Annotated in this window: 18 protein-coding genes; 14 read left to right on the forward strand and 4 right to left on the reverse strand. The window is 67.6% G+C overall.

Annotated elements, in window-relative coordinates; genetic code table 11:
- Positions 1-11: 11 nt before the first annotated feature.
- From CAL24_RS05460 to CAL24_RS05470, 3 genes are read left to right on the forward strand one after another with little or no spacing between them, the layout of a single operon-like run.
- Positions 12-1,274 carry a 3-isopropylmalate dehydratase large subunit gene (locus tag CAL24_RS05460; protein ID WP_094805942.1) on the forward strand — a complete coding sequence of 421 codons (1,263 nt, stop codon included), beginning with the start codon at positions 12-14 and terminating at the stop codon, positions 1,272-1,274.
- The gene (locus CAL24_RS05465) at positions 1,271-1,786 is read left to right on the forward strand and encodes a 3-isopropylmalate dehydratase (protein ID WP_028356463.1); all 516 of its coding nucleotides are present in this window, start codon (positions 1,271-1,273) and stop codon (positions 1,784-1,786) included. Before CAL24_RS05460 ends, CAL24_RS05465 begins: the two co-directional genes overlap by 4 nt.
- Positions 1,786-2,649 (forward strand): isocitrate lyase/PEP mutase family protein, encoded by an 864-nt coding sequence (locus CAL24_RS05470; RefSeq protein WP_094805943.1) that lies wholly within the window; start codon positions 1,786-1,788, stop codon positions 2,647-2,649. The genes CAL24_RS05465 and CAL24_RS05470 overlap by 1 nt, the downstream gene beginning before the upstream one ends.
- Here CAL24_RS05470 and CAL24_RS05475 read toward each other — a convergent pair.
- Positions 2,646-3,830 carry an MFS transporter gene (locus tag CAL24_RS05475; RefSeq protein ID WP_028356461.1) on the reverse strand — a complete coding sequence of 395 codons (1,185 nt, stop codon included), beginning with the start codon at positions 3,828-3,830 and terminating at the stop codon, positions 2,646-2,648. The two genes, CAL24_RS05470 and CAL24_RS05475, sit on opposite strands and share 4 nt — an antisense overlap.
- A 186-nt stretch (positions 3,831-4,016) precedes the next feature.
- On the opposite strand from CAL24_RS05475, the gene CAL24_RS05480 reads away from it, so the two are divergent.
- From CAL24_RS05480 to CAL24_RS05490, 3 genes are read left to right on the forward strand one after another with little or no spacing between them, the layout of a single operon-like run.
- Positions 4,017-4,970, forward strand: a complete 954-nt coding sequence (locus CAL24_RS05480; protein ID WP_028356460.1) for a diacylglycerol/lipid kinase family protein — start codon at positions 4,017-4,019, stop codon at positions 4,968-4,970.
- On the forward strand, positions 4,967-5,785 hold the full coding sequence (locus tag CAL24_RS05485; RefSeq protein WP_028356459.1) for a metallophosphoesterase family protein: 819 nt from the start codon (positions 4,967-4,969) through the stop codon (positions 5,783-5,785). The genes CAL24_RS05480 and CAL24_RS05485 overlap by 4 nt, the downstream gene beginning before the upstream one ends.
- The gene (locus tag CAL24_RS05490; protein WP_249278477.1) at positions 5,785-6,567 is read left to right on the forward strand and encodes a phosphatase PAP2 family protein; all 783 of its coding nucleotides are present in this window, start codon (positions 5,785-5,787) and stop codon (positions 6,565-6,567) included. The genes CAL24_RS05485 and CAL24_RS05490 overlap by 1 nt, the downstream gene beginning before the upstream one ends.
- Here the strand turns inward: CAL24_RS05490 and CAL24_RS05495 are convergent.
- The 3 genes from CAL24_RS05495 to CAL24_RS05505 are packed head-to-tail and all read right to left on the reverse strand — an operon-like array spanning position 6,551 to position 8,056.
- Entirely contained in the window at positions 6,551-7,021 is a 471-nt protein-coding gene (locus tag CAL24_RS05495) for an NAD(P)-binding domain-containing protein (RefSeq protein ID WP_094805945.1), read from the reverse strand. The genes CAL24_RS05490 and CAL24_RS05495 overlap by 17 nt on opposite strands.
- The gene (locus CAL24_RS05500) at positions 7,018-7,446 is read right to left on the reverse strand and encodes a PaaI family thioesterase (RefSeq protein ID WP_028356456.1); all 429 of its coding nucleotides are present in this window, start codon (positions 7,444-7,446) and stop codon (positions 7,018-7,020) included. The genes CAL24_RS05495 and CAL24_RS05500 overlap by 4 nt, the downstream gene beginning before the upstream one ends.
- 1 nt (position 7,447) lies before the next feature.
- On the reverse strand, positions 7,448-8,056 hold the full coding sequence (locus CAL24_RS05505) for a TetR/AcrR family transcriptional regulator (RefSeq protein WP_028356455.1): 609 nt from the start codon (positions 8,054-8,056) through the stop codon (positions 7,448-7,450).
- A gap of 458 nt (positions 8,057-8,514) precedes the next feature.
- Here CAL24_RS05505 and CAL24_RS05510 point away from each other — a divergent pair, with 458 nt between their 5' ends.
- From CAL24_RS05510 to nuoG, 8 genes are all read left to right on the forward strand, one after another.
- Positions 8,515-9,633, forward strand: a complete 1,119-nt coding sequence (locus CAL24_RS05510; protein WP_094805946.1) for a porin — start codon at positions 8,515-8,517, stop codon at positions 9,631-9,633.
- Between the two features lie 200 nt (positions 9,634-9,833).
- A complete protein-coding gene (locus tag CAL24_RS05515; RefSeq protein WP_028356453.1) occupies positions 9,834-10,193 on the forward strand; it encodes an NADH-quinone oxidoreductase subunit A in 360 nt (119 codons plus the stop codon).
- 34 nt (positions 10,194-10,227) lie between these two features.
- A complete protein-coding gene (locus CAL24_RS05520; RefSeq protein ID WP_006217960.1) occupies positions 10,228-10,704 on the forward strand; it encodes a NuoB/complex I 20 kDa subunit family protein in 477 nt (158 codons plus the stop codon).
- Positions 10,705-10,767: 63 nt separating this feature from the next.
- Positions 10,768-11,397: an NADH-quinone oxidoreductase subunit C gene (locus CAL24_RS05525; protein WP_028356452.1), complete on the forward strand. Its 630-nt coding sequence runs from the start codon at positions 10,768-10,770 to the stop codon at positions 11,395-11,397.
- A gap of 3 nt (positions 11,398-11,400) precedes the next feature.
- Positions 11,401-12,657, forward strand: a complete 1,257-nt coding sequence (locus CAL24_RS05530; protein ID WP_028356451.1) for an NADH-quinone oxidoreductase subunit D — start codon at positions 11,401-11,403, stop codon at positions 12,655-12,657.
- Between the two features lie 39 nt (positions 12,658-12,696).
- Complete coding sequence (gene nuoE, locus CAL24_RS05535) at positions 12,697-13,200, forward strand: NADH-quinone oxidoreductase subunit NuoE (RefSeq protein WP_028356450.1); 504 nt, start codon at positions 12,697-12,699, stop codon at positions 13,198-13,200.
- Positions 13,197-14,564: an NADH-quinone oxidoreductase subunit NuoF gene (nuoF, locus tag CAL24_RS05540; protein ID WP_094805947.1), complete on the forward strand. Its 1,368-nt coding sequence runs from the start codon at positions 13,197-13,199 to the stop codon at positions 14,562-14,564. Before nuoE ends, nuoF begins: the two co-directional genes overlap by 4 nt.
- Positions 14,565-14,579: 15 nt before the next feature.
- Positions 14,580-16,907, forward strand: coding sequence for an NADH-quinone oxidoreductase subunit NuoG (nuoG, locus tag CAL24_RS05545; RefSeq protein ID WP_094805949.1), 2,328 nt, complete (start codon positions 14,580-14,582; stop codon positions 16,905-16,907).

Raw genomic sequence — 16,907 nt, forward strand, 5'->3', positions numbered from 1 at the left:
GGATATTCGCCATGCCAGCCCAGACACTCGCGCAGAAGTTGCTGGCGGCCGCCGCCGGCCGCGCCGATGTGCGCGTCGGCGAAATCGTGACGTGCAAGGTCGACCTGGCCATGTTCCACGATTCGAGCGGCCCGCGCCGCCTCAAGCCCATGCTCGAAGAGCTGGGCACGGGCCTGTGGGACCGTTCCAAAGTCGTCCTGGTCATGGATCACTACGTGCCCGAGGCCGACGACGAGTCGCGCCGCATCGTCCGCATTGCGCGCGATTGGGCGCGCGAGCAGGCGCTGCCCCATGTGTACGACTCGATCGGCATCTGCCACGTGGTGGTGCCCGAGCATGGCCACGTGCGGCCGGGCATGTTCTGCGTGGGCGGGGATTCGCATTCGCCTACCGGCGGCGCCTTCGGCGCCTACATGTTCGGCGTGGGCAGCACGGAAATGCTGGGCGTGGTGGCGAGCGGCGAGATCTGGATACGCGTGCCCGATACCCTCATGATGCGCTGGAACAACCGGTTGCCGGACGGCGTGACGGCCAAGGACATGATGCTGCACATGATCGGCCGCTATGGCATGAACGGCGGCCGCTACCAGGCAGTGGAGTTCTGCGGCGAAGCGGTGCGCGCCTTGTCCATGCAAGAGCGCATGACGCTGTCGAACATGTCGGCCGAACTGGGCGCGCAGGCGGGCCTGGTGGCGCCCGACGCCACGACCGCGCGCTACCTGCGCGAGGCGGGCGTGGCCGAGGTGGACACGGCCCGCTGGCAGTCCGATCCGGGCGCCGCCGCGCAATGGCACGATTTCGATGCCGCGGCGCTGGCGCCCCAGGTCGCGGCGCCGCATAGCCCGGCCAATGCCGCCGACGTGCAGGCCCATGCCGGCACGCCCGTGCAGGTCGCCTATATCGGCGCCTGCACCGGGGCCAAGCTCGACGATCTGCGCGCGGCCGCCCGCGTGCTGCGCGGACGCCGCGTGGCCCGCGGCGTGAGCCTGATGGTGGCGCCCGCCAGCCAGCGCGACCAGGCCGCCGCTGAGGCGGAAGGGGTGCTGCCGGCGCTGCGGCAGGCCGGCGCCACGCTCCTGCCGACCTCGTGCGGCGCCTGCTCGGGCTACGGCGGCTCTATTCCCGAGGGCGCCAATGTGGTCTCGACCACGGCGCGCAACTTCAAGGGGCGCATGGGCGCGGCCAGCGCCCAGGTGTACCTGGCCTCGCCGTACACGGTGGCCGCCGCGGCGCTGGCCGGCCGCATTGCCGATCCGCGCGAGGTGCTGGCATGAGTACGACCCACAAAGCCTGGCGCGTCGGCGACGATATCGATACCGACCAGCTCGCCCCGGGCGCCTACATGAAATTCGGCATCGCCGACATCGCCCGCCATTGCCTGGAAGGCGTGCGGCCCGATTTCGCCGGCGGCGTGCGGCCAGGCGACGTGCTGGTGGCGGGCCGCAATTTCGGCATCGGCTCTTCGCGCGAGCAGGCCGCCGCCGCGCTGGTCGAGCTGGGCCTGCACGCCGTGATCGCGCCCAGCTTCAGCGGCCTGTATTTCCGCAACGCCTTCAATGTCGGCTTGTTGCTGGTGACCTGCGAGCGTGCCGGCGAGATCACCGAGGGCGAGCGCGTCATCATCGATCTGGCCGGCCACCGCGTATTGCGCGCCGATGGCGCCGTACTCCCCTGCGAGCCTGTGCCTGACTTCTTGCTCGACATGGTGCGGGCGGGCGGCTTGCTGATGCAGCTCAAGCGCCGGCTGGCCGATGGCTCGCTGGCGCGTCATCCCATGAAAGCCTGATGAATCCGTCCACTCTCAAAGAAAAACTGGATGCCGGCCAGGTGCTGCTCGCGCCCGGTGTCTACGACGCGCTGTCCGCCCTGCTTGCCGAGCAGGCGGGCTTCGACGCGCTGTACCTGTCCGGCGCGTCGATCGCCTATGCCCGCCTGGGGCGTTCCGATGTGGGCCTGACCACCTATACCGAAGTGGAAGATGTCCTGGCCCGCATCACCGAGCGGGTGCGCAGCCCCGTGATCGTCGATGGCGACACGGGCTTTGGCAATGCCTTGAACGTACAGCGGACGGTGCGCGGCTTCGAGCGCGCCGGGGCGGCGATGATCCAGCTGGAAGACCAGGGGTTCCCGAAGCGCTGCGGGCACCTGGCCGGCAAGTCGCTGGTCCCGGCCGCCGAGATGTGCGGTAAGCTGCGTGCCGCGCTCGATGCGCGGGCCAGCGCCGCCACCTTGATCCTGGCCCGCACCGATGCCGTGGCGGTCGAGGGCCTGGATGCGGCCTTCGAGCGCGCCGAGCGCTACCTGGAATGCGGCGTGGACGCGATCTTCATCGAGGCGCTGCGTTCTCCCGTCCAGCTCGACGCGGCCTGCGCGCGCTTTGCCGCGCGCGTTCCGCTGCTGGCCAATATGGTCGAGGGCGGGCAGACCCCGGTCGAAAGCGCACAGGCCCTGGCGGCACGCGGGTTCCGCATCGTCATCTTCCCGGGCGGCACGGCGCGCGCGGTGGCGCATGCGCTGCAAGCCTACTACGGCAGTCTGCGCGAACACGGCACTACGGCGCCCTGGCGCGACCGCATGCTCGATTTCGACCAGCTCAATGCCGTGATCGGCACTCCGGCCCTGCTCGACGAGGCGGCGCGCTACAGCTAGGGATTGCCGCGCGGCAGCCAGCGCCAGAACACCGCCGCGGCAGCCAGGCCGAAGCCGCCCATGGCGGCCACCGCCGCCGCCAGCGACACCAGGGCCGTGATGGCCGACAGGACCACCGGCCCCAGGCTGCTGCCCAGGTCGGACACGAGCCGCCAGATGCCCAGGAACTCCGTGCGGGCGGCCGGCGGCGCGGCGTCGGCGCCCAGCGTCATGACAATGCCCGAGCCGATGCCGTTGCCCATGCCCAGCATCATGGAGACGATCAGGAAGCCGACCACGCCGGTGGTCAGCGAGGTGCCGATCAGGGCGATGCCCATGAGCAGCGTCGACGGCAGCGCCACCCATAGCCGGCCGCGCCGGTCCATCAGCGTGCCGGCCGGATAGAACACCGACATGTCGATGGCCGCCACCAGGCCGTAAATGATCGAGGTGGTGGCGGGGTTGATGCCCAGGTGATCGGCCCAGAGGGGAATGACGACCTGCCGCGATGCGCGCACCGCGCTCACCAGCAGGATGCCCAGCCCCAGCGTCAGGAACACCCGGCTGTGCTGGCGGGCCACGTCGAGCACGCGCGGCTTGGCCGCCGCCGTGTCGCCGCCGCGTCCGGGAGCGCTCATGTCGGGAGCCAGGTAGGCGATCACGCCGGCGCCCGCCATGGCGACGACGGCTACCCAATAGGCGCCCTGCAGGCCCATGAAGTGGATCAGCCCCGCGCCGGCGAACGGGCCCACGAAGACCCCGATGCGCATGGTGCCGGCCAGGGTCGACAGGGCGCGTGCCCGCATGTACGTCGGCACGGCGTCGATCATGTAGGTTTGGCGCGCCAGCATGAAGACTGACGACGCCATGCCGACCAGGAATACGCCTACCGCCAGCATCAGGGCATGGGTCGCGAAAATGCACAGCAGCAATGCCACTGCGCTGAGGGCCGCCGCGCCCATCATCGAGCGCCGCTCGCCGTGGCGGGATGTGATCAGCGCCGCCGGGATGTTGCTGACCAGGGAGCCGATGCCGATCAAGGCGACGATCAGCCCCGACACCGCCACCGAGGCGTCCAGGTCGCGCGCGCTCAGGGCGATGACCGGCAGGATGGCGCCGTTGCTGACGCCGTAGAGAATGGTGGGGCCGAATGCCGGAACGGCTATTTTTCTAAGGCTGAAGGAATCGTCGCGGGGCGGCACGGTGGGGCGGGCAAAGGCAAGGCCAAACGCATATTCTGACACCGGCGCGGGGCTTTGCCCAAATTGGCCCGGGCATGTCCTGCGCGGCCGTTGCCGCATGCCTCGCCGGACGGGATGCCGGCCGGCCTGTCCGCCCGATGCGCGCCGGCCTTGCACGCCGGAGCCGCCGCGCGCTATCTTTGCGCCATGTCGTGCGCCCCCCTGACAGGCCAAGAGCCATTCTTCATCGTGCTGAACACGGGCTCCGGCCGTGATGACGCCAACGAAGTCCAAGCCATCATCCGGCGAGTGCTGGACGGGGCCGGCCGCCGCTACGAGCTGATGCCGGTCGACAGCGGCAGCCAACTGGCCTCGACGGCGCAGGCGGCCGTCGGACGTGCCCGCGACCACGGCGGGGTGGTGGTCGCTGCCGGCGGAGACGGCACGCTCAGCGCGGTGGCCCAGGCAGTGCTGGGAACCGGCCTGCCGTTCGGCATCCTGCCGCAAGGCACGTTCAACTATTTCGGGCGCACCTACGGCATCCCCCAGGATACCGAGATCGCCGCCCGCTGCCTGCTGGCCGCCCAGCCGCAACCGGTGCAGGTCGGGCTGCTCAACGGGCAGGTGTTCCTGGTCAATGCCAGCCTCGGCCTGTATCCGCAATTGCTGGAAGACCGCGAAGCCTACAAGCAGCGCTATGGGCGCAGCCGCTACGTGGCGCTCTGGTCGGCCCTGGTGACCCTCGCGCGGGCGCACCGGCAGCTCAAGGTGCAGCTCGAGTACGAAGGCCAGCAGCGCAGCTTGCGCACGCCCACCATCGTGGTCGGCAACAATGCCTTGCAGCTGGAGCAGGTCGGCATCGCCGAGGCCGACGAACTCGAGCGCGGCCGCCTGGTGGCGATGAGCGTCAAGCCGGTCGGCGCGCTGGCCCTGTACGGCTTGGTGCTGCGCGGCTGGCTCAGCCGCCTGGGCGACGCCGACCATGTCATGAGCTTCGGCTTCGACCGCCTCACCGTACGCATCGGGCGCGGCCGGCGGCGCGTCAAGGTCGCCATGGACGGCGAGATCCACTGGCTGGACTCGCCGCTGGAGTTCATCGTGTCGCCCCAACCCTTGCCATTGCTGGTGCCGCCCGAAGCGCAGCGCACGGAACGCGCATGACGCGCATCCTGCATCTGTCCGACACCCATTTCGGCACCGAGCGCGAACCGGTGGTCCAGGCCTTGCTGGCGCTGGCCGAGGCGCTGCAGCCGCAACTGGTCCTGCTGGGCGGCGACATCACCCAGCGCGCGCGGCACAGCCAGTTCGCGGCTGCGCGCCGCTTCATCCAGGCCTTGCAGCGGCCGGTGCTGGCCGTGCCCGGCAACCACGATATCCCGCTGTTCAACCTGGTCGCCCGCGTGTTCGACCCGTATGGCGGCTATCGCCGCGCGCTGGGGGCGACCCTCGAGCCGGTCGTCGAGACCGACGGCCTGCTGGCTATCGGAGTCAACACCACCCGGCCCGGCCGCCACAAGAACGGCCAGGTCTCGCCCGCCCAGGTGGCCCGCGTGGCACAACGCTTGCGCCAGGCCGGCGACGATCGCCTGCGCGTATTGCTGTTGCACCATCCGGTGCGGGCCGCGGTCGAGAGCGATCGCTCCAACCTGCTCATCGGCGCGGATGTCGCGGTGCCCGCGTGGGTCGATGCCGGCGCCGACCTGATCCTCGGCGGCCATATCCACCTGCCGTACATCCTGCCCATCCACGGGCAGGCCGGCGCGACGCCACGCCAGGCCTGGACAGTCCAGGCCGGGACGGCGGTATCGCACCGCGTGCGCGACGGCATTTCCAATTCGGTCAACGTCATCGACCATTTGATCGATAATGGGCGGCACCAATGCGCGGTCCAGCGCTGGGACTACGCCGCCGACGAGGCCCGATTCCGTTGCGTGGCCACCCGGGCGCTGGAACTGCATCGCCCCGGCGCGCGCTGATGCTCGCCGACGCCAGCCACAGTCGTTTCATGGAAGCCTTCGCCGCCTGGGTAGCCGCCCATCCTTTGTTGATCTTCCTCGTCATGCCGGCCGCCGCGGGCGCGTCCGCGGTGTGGCTGGACCGCCGCCTGGGATGGCGTTCGGGCACGCCGCCGGCCTGGGCCTGCTGGAGCGTGGCGGCGGGCGCCGGCCTGGTATTCGCCGCGCTGGCCACGGCCATGACCCTGCAGTCCGGGCTGGTCGAGCTGGATAACGCGCTGGCGTCCGAGCTCAGCCTGTCGATGCCGCCGGCGCTGCTCTGGCTGCTGTCCTGGTTCACCTACCTGGGCGACCGCGACCTGCTCACGGTGATCGCCGTGGCCATGACGCTGACATTGCTGTTGCGGCGCGAATGGGCCCTGGCTGGGCTGTGCGCGCTCGCCACCGCCGGAGCGGGAGGACTCAACCAGACCTTCAAGCACCTGTTCCAGCGGGTGCGGCCGGAGCACGTGCACGGCTATGTCGATCCCGACGGCTGGAGTTTTCCCAGCGGCCACGCCTCGGCGGCGCTGGCGGTCTACGGGGTGGCATGTTACCTGGTGCTGCGGTTTTCGCCGCCGCGCTGGCATTCCTATTGCCTGGCCGGCACGGCGGCCCTGGTGACGGCCATCGGCGTCAGCCGCATTCTGCTGCAGGTGCATTATCTCAGCGACGTGGTCGCCGGCTTCGCCCTCAGCCTGGCCTGGCTGGCCTTGTGCCTGGCCGCGGCGGAACGCGCGCGCGTGCTTACGCGCCGAGCATAGCGGCGGCGACCGCGCGCGCCCGCGCGGCGTCGAAGCGGCGGCGCAACAGATCTTCCAATTGGGCCGCACCGGCATGGTCCGGCACATAGTCGGCGCCGGCCGCCTCGACGGCTTCGCGCAAGCCGGCCGGCGCTTGCGGCCGGGCGCGCAGGTTCCAGATCAGCTTGCCGCGCACTTCGACCCCCACCTGGCCGTCGCTGAAGCGCTCCAGCGTGCGGTCTATTTCGCGCGCGGCCGGCAAGGCCAGCAGCAGCAGGTCCGATTCCAGCAAAGCCTCCTGGGCCGACACGGCCAGCGTGGCGCTGCCGCGAAAAGGCTCGCAGTGCGCCGGCACCTTGTCGAACACCGTCAGCGCCAGGTCCGGCAACCCGCTGGCCAGCAGCCGGCGCGCCGCCGCGCTGCCCGTGGCGCCGAGCCCGATGATGCCAATGCGCGCGACCGGGGGCGTGTTCACGGCGCTGGCACCGACCAGGTGCTGACCACGTGCGCCACGGGGTCGGGCGCATGCTCGCCGCGCAGGATCACTTCGCCGGCGGCCAGGCGGCCGGTCTTGAGCAGGCGGGCCTCGGCAATGACCGCGCCGGGCGGGCTCTTGCGCAGGAAGTTGATGGTCAGGCTGGCGGTCACCGCGCCGGCCTGGCCGGTGGCGCCCACCACCGCGGCATACAGGGCCAGATCGGCCAGGCCCATCAGCATGGGGCCCGCCACGATGCCGCCCAGGCGCTGGTGCGCCGCGCGGGCGGGCAGCACGGCCCGCGCGGTGCCGGGGCCGATATCGGTGATCTCCACGCCCAGCACTTCGGCAAATGGATGCTGTTCGGCCAGCAGACGGTGGAAATCCGCCAGACTGATGCGGGCAGCGGCAGGGGAGTGCGTCATGTCAGCGTTGCTCCAGTGTGGTGCAGTAGCGGTCCAGCAGGCCGGCGGCGCGCTGCTCCAGCGACTTGAGCCGGCGTGTATGGAAAAGCAGCAGCAGGCCCATCAAATAAGTGAACACCTGCATCTGCTCGGCGGCGATGGTCTCGGCGGACCACGACTTGGCCGCCCGCAGCCCGTCGCCCAGCAGGTCCACGCAGTCGCGCAGGCGGCGGTTGAGCCGTGCATCCGCTTCGCGCCCGAGGCCGCGCGGCCCGAGCCCCTGGAACAAGTACATCCCCAGGGAAAACTCGGTGGAGCGTTCGGCGTAGTAATGAAAGAAGGCCTCGATGACGCGGCGCGGCGCCGTATCGGCGGGGCCGGGCAGCGCCGCCTCCAACTGGACGTGCAGCCGGCGTAGCGATTCTTCCAGCAGCTCGGCGTAGATGTCTTCCTTGCCGGCGAACCAGGGGTAGATGGCGCCCGTAGTGCACCCGGCTTCCTTGGCGATGGCCCGCACGGTGGTCTTTTCCAGGCCGTCGCGTTCGAAGACCCGCTGCGCGGCCTGCAGGATGAGCTGACGGCGCGCGGCGGTGAGCCGCTGGGCGTGGGTGAGGGGCGTGGTATCGGACATGGCAGGCTGGCCGAACGGTCGTGCCGCCAGTATATAGCAGCGCTCCGAATTAATAACGCTGTTATTGAAGTGCGCAAAAGGCTGCATGCCATATCTTTATCGTGCAGCCGATATACATGTATCGAGTCTATGCTGGAATGTATCCAGTATTGTTTCGCGTTACTTAGGCAATGCCCGCTTTCCTGGGGGAAAAGTAGCCAAACCGGTTGGGAAACGGCGCGAATATTGGGCTACATCGACATCAAGGGTAAACACCGATGTGTTTCTGGTCGGACACGTCTGATGTTGCAAGATCCCAACAACGTTCCCCCGGGAGGGGCATTTTTCGGGGGTCTACCATAGCCAGTCCCAGGGTTTTTTGATGCAATAGCGTCAACTTCCCTTCGCGGAGTTAGGGGGGCGGCAGGCCGATTCAAGCATTGCTGCTCTTGTCACTCAAATCAACGGAGATTTCTTAAATGAAAAAGACTCTGCTCGCTGCCGCCCTGCTCGCCGGTTTCGCCGGTGTGGCCCAGGCAGAAACCTCGGTGACGCTGTACGGCATCATCGATACCGGTATCGGCTACAACAAGGTCAAGGGCGACGGTTTCGATGGCAGCCGCATCGGCATGATCAACGGCGTGCAGAACGGTTCGCGCTGGGGCCTGCGTGGCACCGAAGATCTGGGTGACGGCCTGCAAGCCGTGTTCCAGCTGGAAAGCGGTTTCAACTCCGGCAACGGTAACTCCGCCCAGGGCGGCCGCCTGTTCGGCCGTCAAGCCACCATCGGTCTGCAAAGCGACAGCTGGGGCCGTCTGGACTTCGGTCGTCAAACCAACATCGCCTCGAAGTACTTCGGCTCGATCGATCCGTTCGGCGCCGGCTTCGGCCAGGCCAACATCGGCATGGCCTTCAGCGCGATGAACACGGTTCGCTGGGACAACATGGTCATGTACCAGACCCCGTCCTACAGCGGCTTCCAGTTCGGCGTTGGCTACTCGTTCAGCGTTGATGATGGCGCCGGCAGCGATCGCGTCGGCTTCCGCACCGCCGACAACGTCCGTGGCATCACCACCGGTCTGCGCTACGTGAATGGCCCGCTGAACGTCGCTCTGTCGTACGACCAGCTGAACGCCAGCAACAACCAACTGCAAGACGAAGTCGACGCCACCCCGCGTTCGTACGGCATCGGCGCTTCGTACGACTTCGAAGTGGTCAAGCTCTCGCTGGCCTACGCCCGCACCACCGACGGCTGGTTCGGCGGCCAAGGCATCAGCGGCCTGCAGCTGGCCACCGGTGAAGACGACCTCGGCGTGAACGTGTTCGCCGACGGCTTCAAGGCCAACTCGTACCTGGTCGGCCTGACCGCCCCCATCGGCGGCGCCAGCAAGCTGTTCGGTTCGTGGCAGATGGTTGACCCGAGCAACGACAAGCTGACCGGCGGCGAAGAGAAGATGAACGTCTTCTCGCTGGGCTACACCTACGACCTGTCCAAGCGTACCAACCTGTACGCCTACGGTTCGTACGCCAAGAACTACGCGTTCCTGGACGACGTGAAGAGCACGGCTGTCGGCGTCGGTATCCGTCACCGCTTCTAATCGGCTGCGGGGCGCAAGCCTCGCTTCGATTCCGAGCTCGCGCCCGGACCTCGGTCCGGGCGCAGAAAGCCACCCTGCGGGGTGGCTTTTTTGTTCCTGCCGCACGTCAACAGTTCTCTGTTTTAGAGGGCCTGGGTTCAGCGGACAGTCACTTGGCAAATGCTACAATCTGAAGGTTTGCGCATTTGACGGACGCCAGAATGAACCTGCAACAGTATTTTCCCGTCCTGCTGTTCATCGTAGTGGCAACCCTCATCGGGTTTGCCCTCCTGACAGCGGGTTCGCTCCTGGGGCCGCGGCGTCCCTATGCCGAGAAGCTCTCGGCCTACGAATGCGGCTTCGAAGCCTTCGAAGACGCCCGCATGAAGTTCGATGTGCGCTACTACCTGGTCGCCATCCTCTTCATCCTGTTCGACCTCGAAATCGCCTTCCTGTTTCCCTGGGCCATCGCCCAGGGCACCGTCGGCCTAGTCGGCTTCTGGACCGTCATGGTCTTCCTGGCCGTCCTGACGGTGGGCTTCATCTACGAATGGAAAAAGGGCGCGCTGGACTGGGAATGATCCCCGGCCTTCCCGCACGCTATCAGAGACGAAAATGGCTATAGACGGCATCCTCAAGCAAGGTTTCATCACTACCAGTGCCGACAAGTTCCTGAACTGGGCAAAGACCGGCTCGATGTGGCCCATGACCTTCGGTCTGGCCTGTTGCGCGGTCGAAATGATGCACGCCGGCGCGGCGCGCTACGACCTCGACCAGTTCGGCATCATCTTCCGTCCCAGCCCGCGCCAGTCCGACCTCATGATCGTGGCCGGCACCCTGTGCAACAAGATGGCGCCGGCGCTGCGCAAGGTCTACGACCAGATGCCGGAGCCGCGCTGGGTGGTGTCCATGGGCTCGTGCGCCAACGGCGGCGGCTACTACCACTACTCGTATTCGGTCGTGCGCGGCTGCGACCGCATCGTGCCGGTCGACGTCTACGTGCCGGGCTGTCCGCCCACCGCCGAGGCCCTGGTCTATGGGCTGCTGCAAATGCAGAACAAGATCCGCCTGACCAACACCATTGCCCGCTGACCGCGGCGCGCCGGCCAGCCGTGCCGGCGGCCCCCGTCAGCATACCGGTTTATCAAAGCGTACATGACGATGACCAGGCTCGAAACCCTGAAACACAACCTGCAGGCCGCGCTCGGCCCGGACCTCGCCCTGACCGAGGCGCTCGGCGAACTGACCCTGGAAGTCTCCGCCGACCAATGGATCCCCATCTGCAACAAGCTGCGCACCGACGCCAGCCTGAGCTTCGAAACCTGCATCGACCTGTGCGGCGTGGACTACCTCACCTGGGGCAACGGCACGCGCCAGGTCCCTGAAGAAAAAACCGGGGGCGTGCAGCGTTCGCGCTTCGCGGTGGTGGTGCATCTGCTGTCCATCGCCCATAACTGGCGCCTGCGCGTGCGCACCTGGGCGCCGGACGACGACTTTCCCATGGTGGCGTCGCTGGTCGACTGCTGGCCCGGCCTGAACTGGTTCGAGCGCGAAGCCTTCGACCTGTTCGGCATCGTCTTCGAGGGCCATCCCGACCTGCGCCGCATCCTCACCGACTACGGCTTCATCGGCCATCCCTTCCGCAAGGACTTCCCCCTGTCGGGCACGGTCGAAATGCGCTACGACCCCGAGCAAAAGCGCGTCATCTACCAGCCGGTCACCATCGACCCGCGCGAGATCACGCCGCGTGTCGTGCGTGAAGACTCCTACGGCATGGGGCGTTAAATCATGGCAGAAATCAAGAATTACACCCTGAACTTCGGCCCGCAGCACCCGGCCGCGCACGGCGTGCTGCGTCTGGTGCTCGAGCTCGACGGCGAAGTCATCCAGCGCGCCGATCCGCACATCGGCCTGCTGCACCGCGCCACCGAGAAACTGGCCGAGCACAAGACCTACATCCAGGCGCTGCCCTACATGGACCGCCTCGACTACGTGTCCATGATGTGCAACGAGCACGCCTACGTCATGGCCATCGAGAAGCTGCTGGGCATCGAGCCGCCGCTGCGCGCGCAATACATCCGCGTCATGTTCGACGAGATCACGCGCCTGCTCAACCACCTCATGTCGCTGGGCTCGCACGCGCTCGACGTGGGCGCCATGGCGGTGTTCCTGTATGCCTTCCGCGAGCGCGAAGACCTGATGGACTGCTACGAGGCGGTCTCGGGCGCGCGCATGCACGCGGCCTACTACCGTCCGGGCGGCGTCTACCGCGACCTGCCCGACACCATGCCGCAGTACGGCGAGGGCAGCAAATACCGCGGCGAGAAAGACCTGCGCATCATGAACGACGCGCGCTCCGGCTCGCTGCTCGATTTCATCGAGGACTTCACCAACCGGTTCCCGGCCTGCGTCGACGAATACGAGACCCTGCTCACCGACAACCGCATCTGGAAGCAGCGCCTGGTGGGCATCGGCGTGGTCGACCCCGAGCGCGCCAAGGCGCTGGGCTTCACTGGCCCCATGCTGCGCGGCTCCGGCGTCGCCTGGGACCTGCGCAAGATGCAGCCGTACGAAGTCTACGACCTGGTCGAATTCGACGTGCCCGTGGGCGTCAACGGCGACTGCTACGACCGCTACCTGGTGCGCATCGCCGAAATGCGCGAAAGCAACCGCATCATCCGCCAGTGCGTGGAATGGCTGCGCAACAACCCGGGCCCGGTCATGATCGAGAACCACAAGGTCGCCCCGCCCAAGCGCACCGACATGAAAACCAACATGGAAGAGCTCATCCATCATTTCAAGCTCTTCACCGAAGGTTTCCACGTGCCCCCCGGCGAGGCGTTCTCGTCGGTCGAGCATCCCAAGGGCGAGTTCGGCATCTACCTGGTGTCCGACGGCGCCAACAAGCCCTACCGCCTGAAGATTCGGGCGCCGGGGTTTGCCCATTTGCAATCGCTCGATGAAATGGCGCGCGGCCACATGATCGCCGACGCCGTCACCATCATCGGCACGCAGGACATCGTTTTCGGCGAGATCGACCGCTGATCCACCAGCGCGAACGCCCGCATAATCCGGATTCAAACTATGCTGCTTTCCGAACAGGCCTACCAGAAAATCGATCGGGAACTCGCCAAGTTCCCGGCCGACCAGCGGCAGTCGGCCATCATGGCTTCGCTTGCCATCGCGCAAGAAGAAAAGGGCTGGTTGCCCCCCGAAGTCCTTGAAGACGTGGCCAATTACATCGGCGTGCCGCCCATCGCGGTGCAGGAAGTCGCCACGTTCTACAACATGTTCGATACCAAGCCGGTCGGCAAGCACAAGATCGCGGTCTGCACGAACCTGCCCTGTGCCTTGCGCGACGGCGAAAAGGCCGGCGACTACCTCAAGCGCAAGCTCGGTGTCGACTACCGCGAAACCACCCCCGACGGCCAGTTCACGCTGGTCGAGGGCGAATGCATGGGCGCCTGCGGCGACGCTCCCGTGCTGATCGTCAACAACAAGCATATGTGCGTGCGCATGACCGAAGAAAAGCTCGATGCGCTGGTGCAGGGCCTGAAGGCGCAAGGCGCCCAAGGAGAATCGGCATGAACGCGCCCGACCTCTACAAGCACCTGGCCCAGGGGCTCGATCCCAACCCCCTGAACGACCTGTCCAATTCCATGTGCCTGCATGGCCGCCACATCGCGCCGCAGATCCTGGCCGACGTGGACGGCAGCAACTGGCGCCTGCAGGACTACGTCAAGCGCGGCGGCTACGAGGCGCTGCGCAAGATCCTCTCGACCGGCATGAAGCCCGAGGACGTCATCGCCGAAGTCAAGGCCTCGGGCCTGCGCGGCCGTGGCGGCGCCGGCTTCCCCACCGGCCTGAAGTGGAGCTTCATGCCGCGCGCCTTCCCCGGCCAGAAGTACCTGGTCTGCAATTCCGACGAAGGCGAGCCCGGCACCTTCAAGGACCGCGACATCCTGCGCTTCAATCCGCACATCGTGATCGAAGGCATGGCCATCGCGGCCTATGCCATGGGCATCAGCGTCGGCTACAACTACATCCACGGCGAGATCTTCGAAGTGTACGAACGCTTCGAAGAAGCCCTGGAAGAAGCCCGCGCCGCCGGTTTCCTGGGCGACCGCATCCTCGGCTCCGAGTTCAGCTTCCAGCTACATGCCTTCCACGGCTACGGCGCCTACATCTGCGGCGAGGAAACCGCGCTGCTCGAATCGCTCGAAGGCAAGAAGGGCCAGCCGCGCTTCAAGCCGCCGTTCCCGGCCAGCTTCGGCCTGTACGGCAAGCCCACCACCATCAACAACACCGAGACCTTCGCGGCGGTGCCCTGGATCATCCGCAATGGCGGCCAGGCCTACCTCGAGGTCGGCAAGCCCAACAACGGCGGCACCAAGCTGTTCTCCGTATCGGGCGACGTCGAGCGGCCCGGCAACTACGAGATCCCCCTCGGCACGCCGTTCTCCAAGCTGCTCGAGCTGGCCGGCGGCATGCGCGGCGGCAAGAAGCTCAAGGCGGTCATTCCCGGCGGCTCGAGCGCGCCGGTGCTGCCCGCCGACATCATGATGGACACCACCATGGACTACGACGCCATCGCCAAGGCGGGCTCCATGCTGGGTTCGGGCGCCGTCATCGTCATGGACGAGACCCGCTGCATGGTCAAGTCGCTGCTGCGCCTGTCGTACTTCTATTTCGAGGAAAGCTGCGGCCAGTGCACGCCGTGCCGCGAGGGCACGGGCTGGCTGTACCGCATGGTGCATCGCATCGAGCACGGCCAGGGCCGCCAGGAAGACCTCGACCTGCTCGACAGCGTCGCCGGCAACATCATGGGCCGCACCATCTGCGCCCTCGGCGATGCCGCCGCCATGCCGGTGCGCGGCTTCCTCAAGCATTATCGCGACGAATTCGCGCACCACATCGAGCACAAGTCGTGTGTGGTCCCGCAATATCTGTAGGTTCCAGGAACAGCAATGGTTGAATTAACCGTCGACGGCAACAAGGTCGAAGTCCCCGAGGGCAGCATGGTGATGCATGCGGCCCAGAAGCTCGGCCTGTACGTGCCTCATTTCTGCTACCACAAGAAACTGTCCATCGCGGCCAACTGCCGCATGTGCCTGGTTGAAGTGGAAAAGGCGCCCAAGGCGCTGCCGGCCTGCGCCACGCCGGCCACCAATGGCATGGTGGTGCACACCTGCTCCGAGAAGGCCAAGGCCGCGCAGAAGTCGGTCATGGAATTCCTGCTCATCAACCACCCGCTCGACTGCCCGATCTGCGACCAGGGCGGCGAATGCCAGCTGCAGGACCTGGCCGTGGGCTACGGCGGCTCCTCCTCGCGCTATCGCGAGGAAAAGCGCGTGGTGTTCCACAAGGACCTCGGCCCGCTGGTGTCGGCCGAAGAGATGACCCGCTGCATCCACTGCACCCGCTGCGTCCGCTTCGGCCAGGAAATCGCCGGCGTCATGGAGCTGGGCATGCTGGGCCGCGGCGAGCACTCCGAGATCACCACCTTCGTGGGCCGCTCGGTCGAGTCCGAACTGTCGGGCAACATGATCGACCTCTGTCCCGTGGGTGCGCTGACTTCCAAGCCGTTCCGCTACAGTGCCCGCACCTGGGAACTGGCGCGTCGCCGCTCGGTCAGCCCGCACGACAGCCTGGGCGCCAACCTGGTGGTCCAGGTCAAGGGCGACCGCGCCATGCGCGTGGTGCCGTTCGAGGACGAGGCCCTGAACGAATGCTGGATCAGCGACCGCGACCGCTTCTCGTACGAAGGCCTCAACAGCGAAGACCGCCTGGCGGCGCCGATGATCAAGGGCGCCGACGGCAAGTGGCAGGAAGCCTCCTGGGCCGATGCCCTGCAGGCGGTGGCGCAGGGCCTGTCGCGCGTGCGCGACAGCCACGGCGGCGGCCAGATCGGCGCCCTGGCGGCCGAATACGCCACCACTGAAGAATTCGCCTTGCTGGGCCGCCTGGTGCGCGCCCTGGGCTCCGAGAACATCGATTTCCGCCTGCGCCAGACCGACCCGGCCTTCGACGCCGCCCTGACCGGCGCGCCGTGGCTGGGCATGCCGGTGGCCGACCTCGACACGCTCGACCGCGTGCTGGTGGTGGGGTCGTTCCTGCGCAAGGACCACCCCCTGATGGCGCAGCGCCTGCGCCAGGCGGCCAAGCGCGGCACCCAGATCCTGCTGGTCGACAGCGCCGCCGACGACCCGCTCATGCCGGTGGCCGCGCGCGTCACGGTCGCCCCGTCCGGCCTGCCGGCCGCGCTGGCAGCCATCGCCGTGGCGCTGGCCCAGGCCAAGGAACAGCCCGTGCCGGCCGAGTTCGCCGCCGTCACGCCCGACGAAAACGCCAAGCTCGTGGCCGCCAGCCTGGCCTCGGGCAGCAATACCGCGGTGCTGCTGGGCAACATGGCGGTGGCTTCGCCGCAGGCCGCGCTGCTGGCCGCCAATGCGCGTTGCGTGGCCGACCTGGCCGGCGGCCGTTTCGGCTTCCTGACCTCCGGCGGCAACACGGTGGGCGGCTACCTGGCCGGCGCCGTGCCGGGGCAGGGCGGCAAGACCGCCGCCGCCATGCTGGCCGAGCCGCTCAAGGCCTATATCGTGCTGCATGCCGAGCCGGCGCTGGACGCCGATAACGGCCCGCAAGCCGTGGCCGCCCTGCGCGGCGCCGAATTCGCCGTGGCGCTCACGCCCTATGCGTCGGCCGCGCAGGACTGGGCCGATGTCATGCTGCCCGTCGCGCCGTTCACCGAAACCTCGGGCACCTTCGTCAATGCGCAGGGCCTGCCGCAGAGCTTCAAGGGCACGGTCGCGCCGCTGGGCCAGAGCCGTCCGGCCTGGAAGGTCCTGCGCGTGCTGGGCAACGTGCTGCAGCTGCAGGGCTTCGACGACGAGACCTCCGAGTCGGTGCGCGACACCGCCCTGGCCGGCGGTGTCGAAGGCCGCCTGTCCAACGACATCAAGGCGCCGCTCGGGCTGGGCCAGCCCCTCGCCGGCCTGGAGCGCGTCGCCGACGTGCCCATCTACCGCAGCGACGCCATCGTGCGGCGTTCCGAGCCGCTGCAGGCGGCGCCGGCCTCGCGCCCGCCCACCGCGCGCCTGAACGGCCGCACGCTGGCCGAGCTGGGCCTGGCGGCGGGCGTCAAGGTACGGGTCTCCGGGGCCGCCGGTTCGGTCGAGCTCGAAACCGTCCAGGACGACGCCGTGGCCGATCGTGCCGTGCGCATCGCGGCGGCTTTCGAACAAACCGCCGCCCTGGGCGGCGCCTTCGGTGAAATCAGCTTGGAGCGTGCCTGA

This window comes from Bordetella genomosp. 2, assembly GCF_002261345.1.
Taxonomy (GTDB): Bacteria; Pseudomonadota; Gammaproteobacteria; order Burkholderiales; family Burkholderiaceae_B; genus Bordetella_A.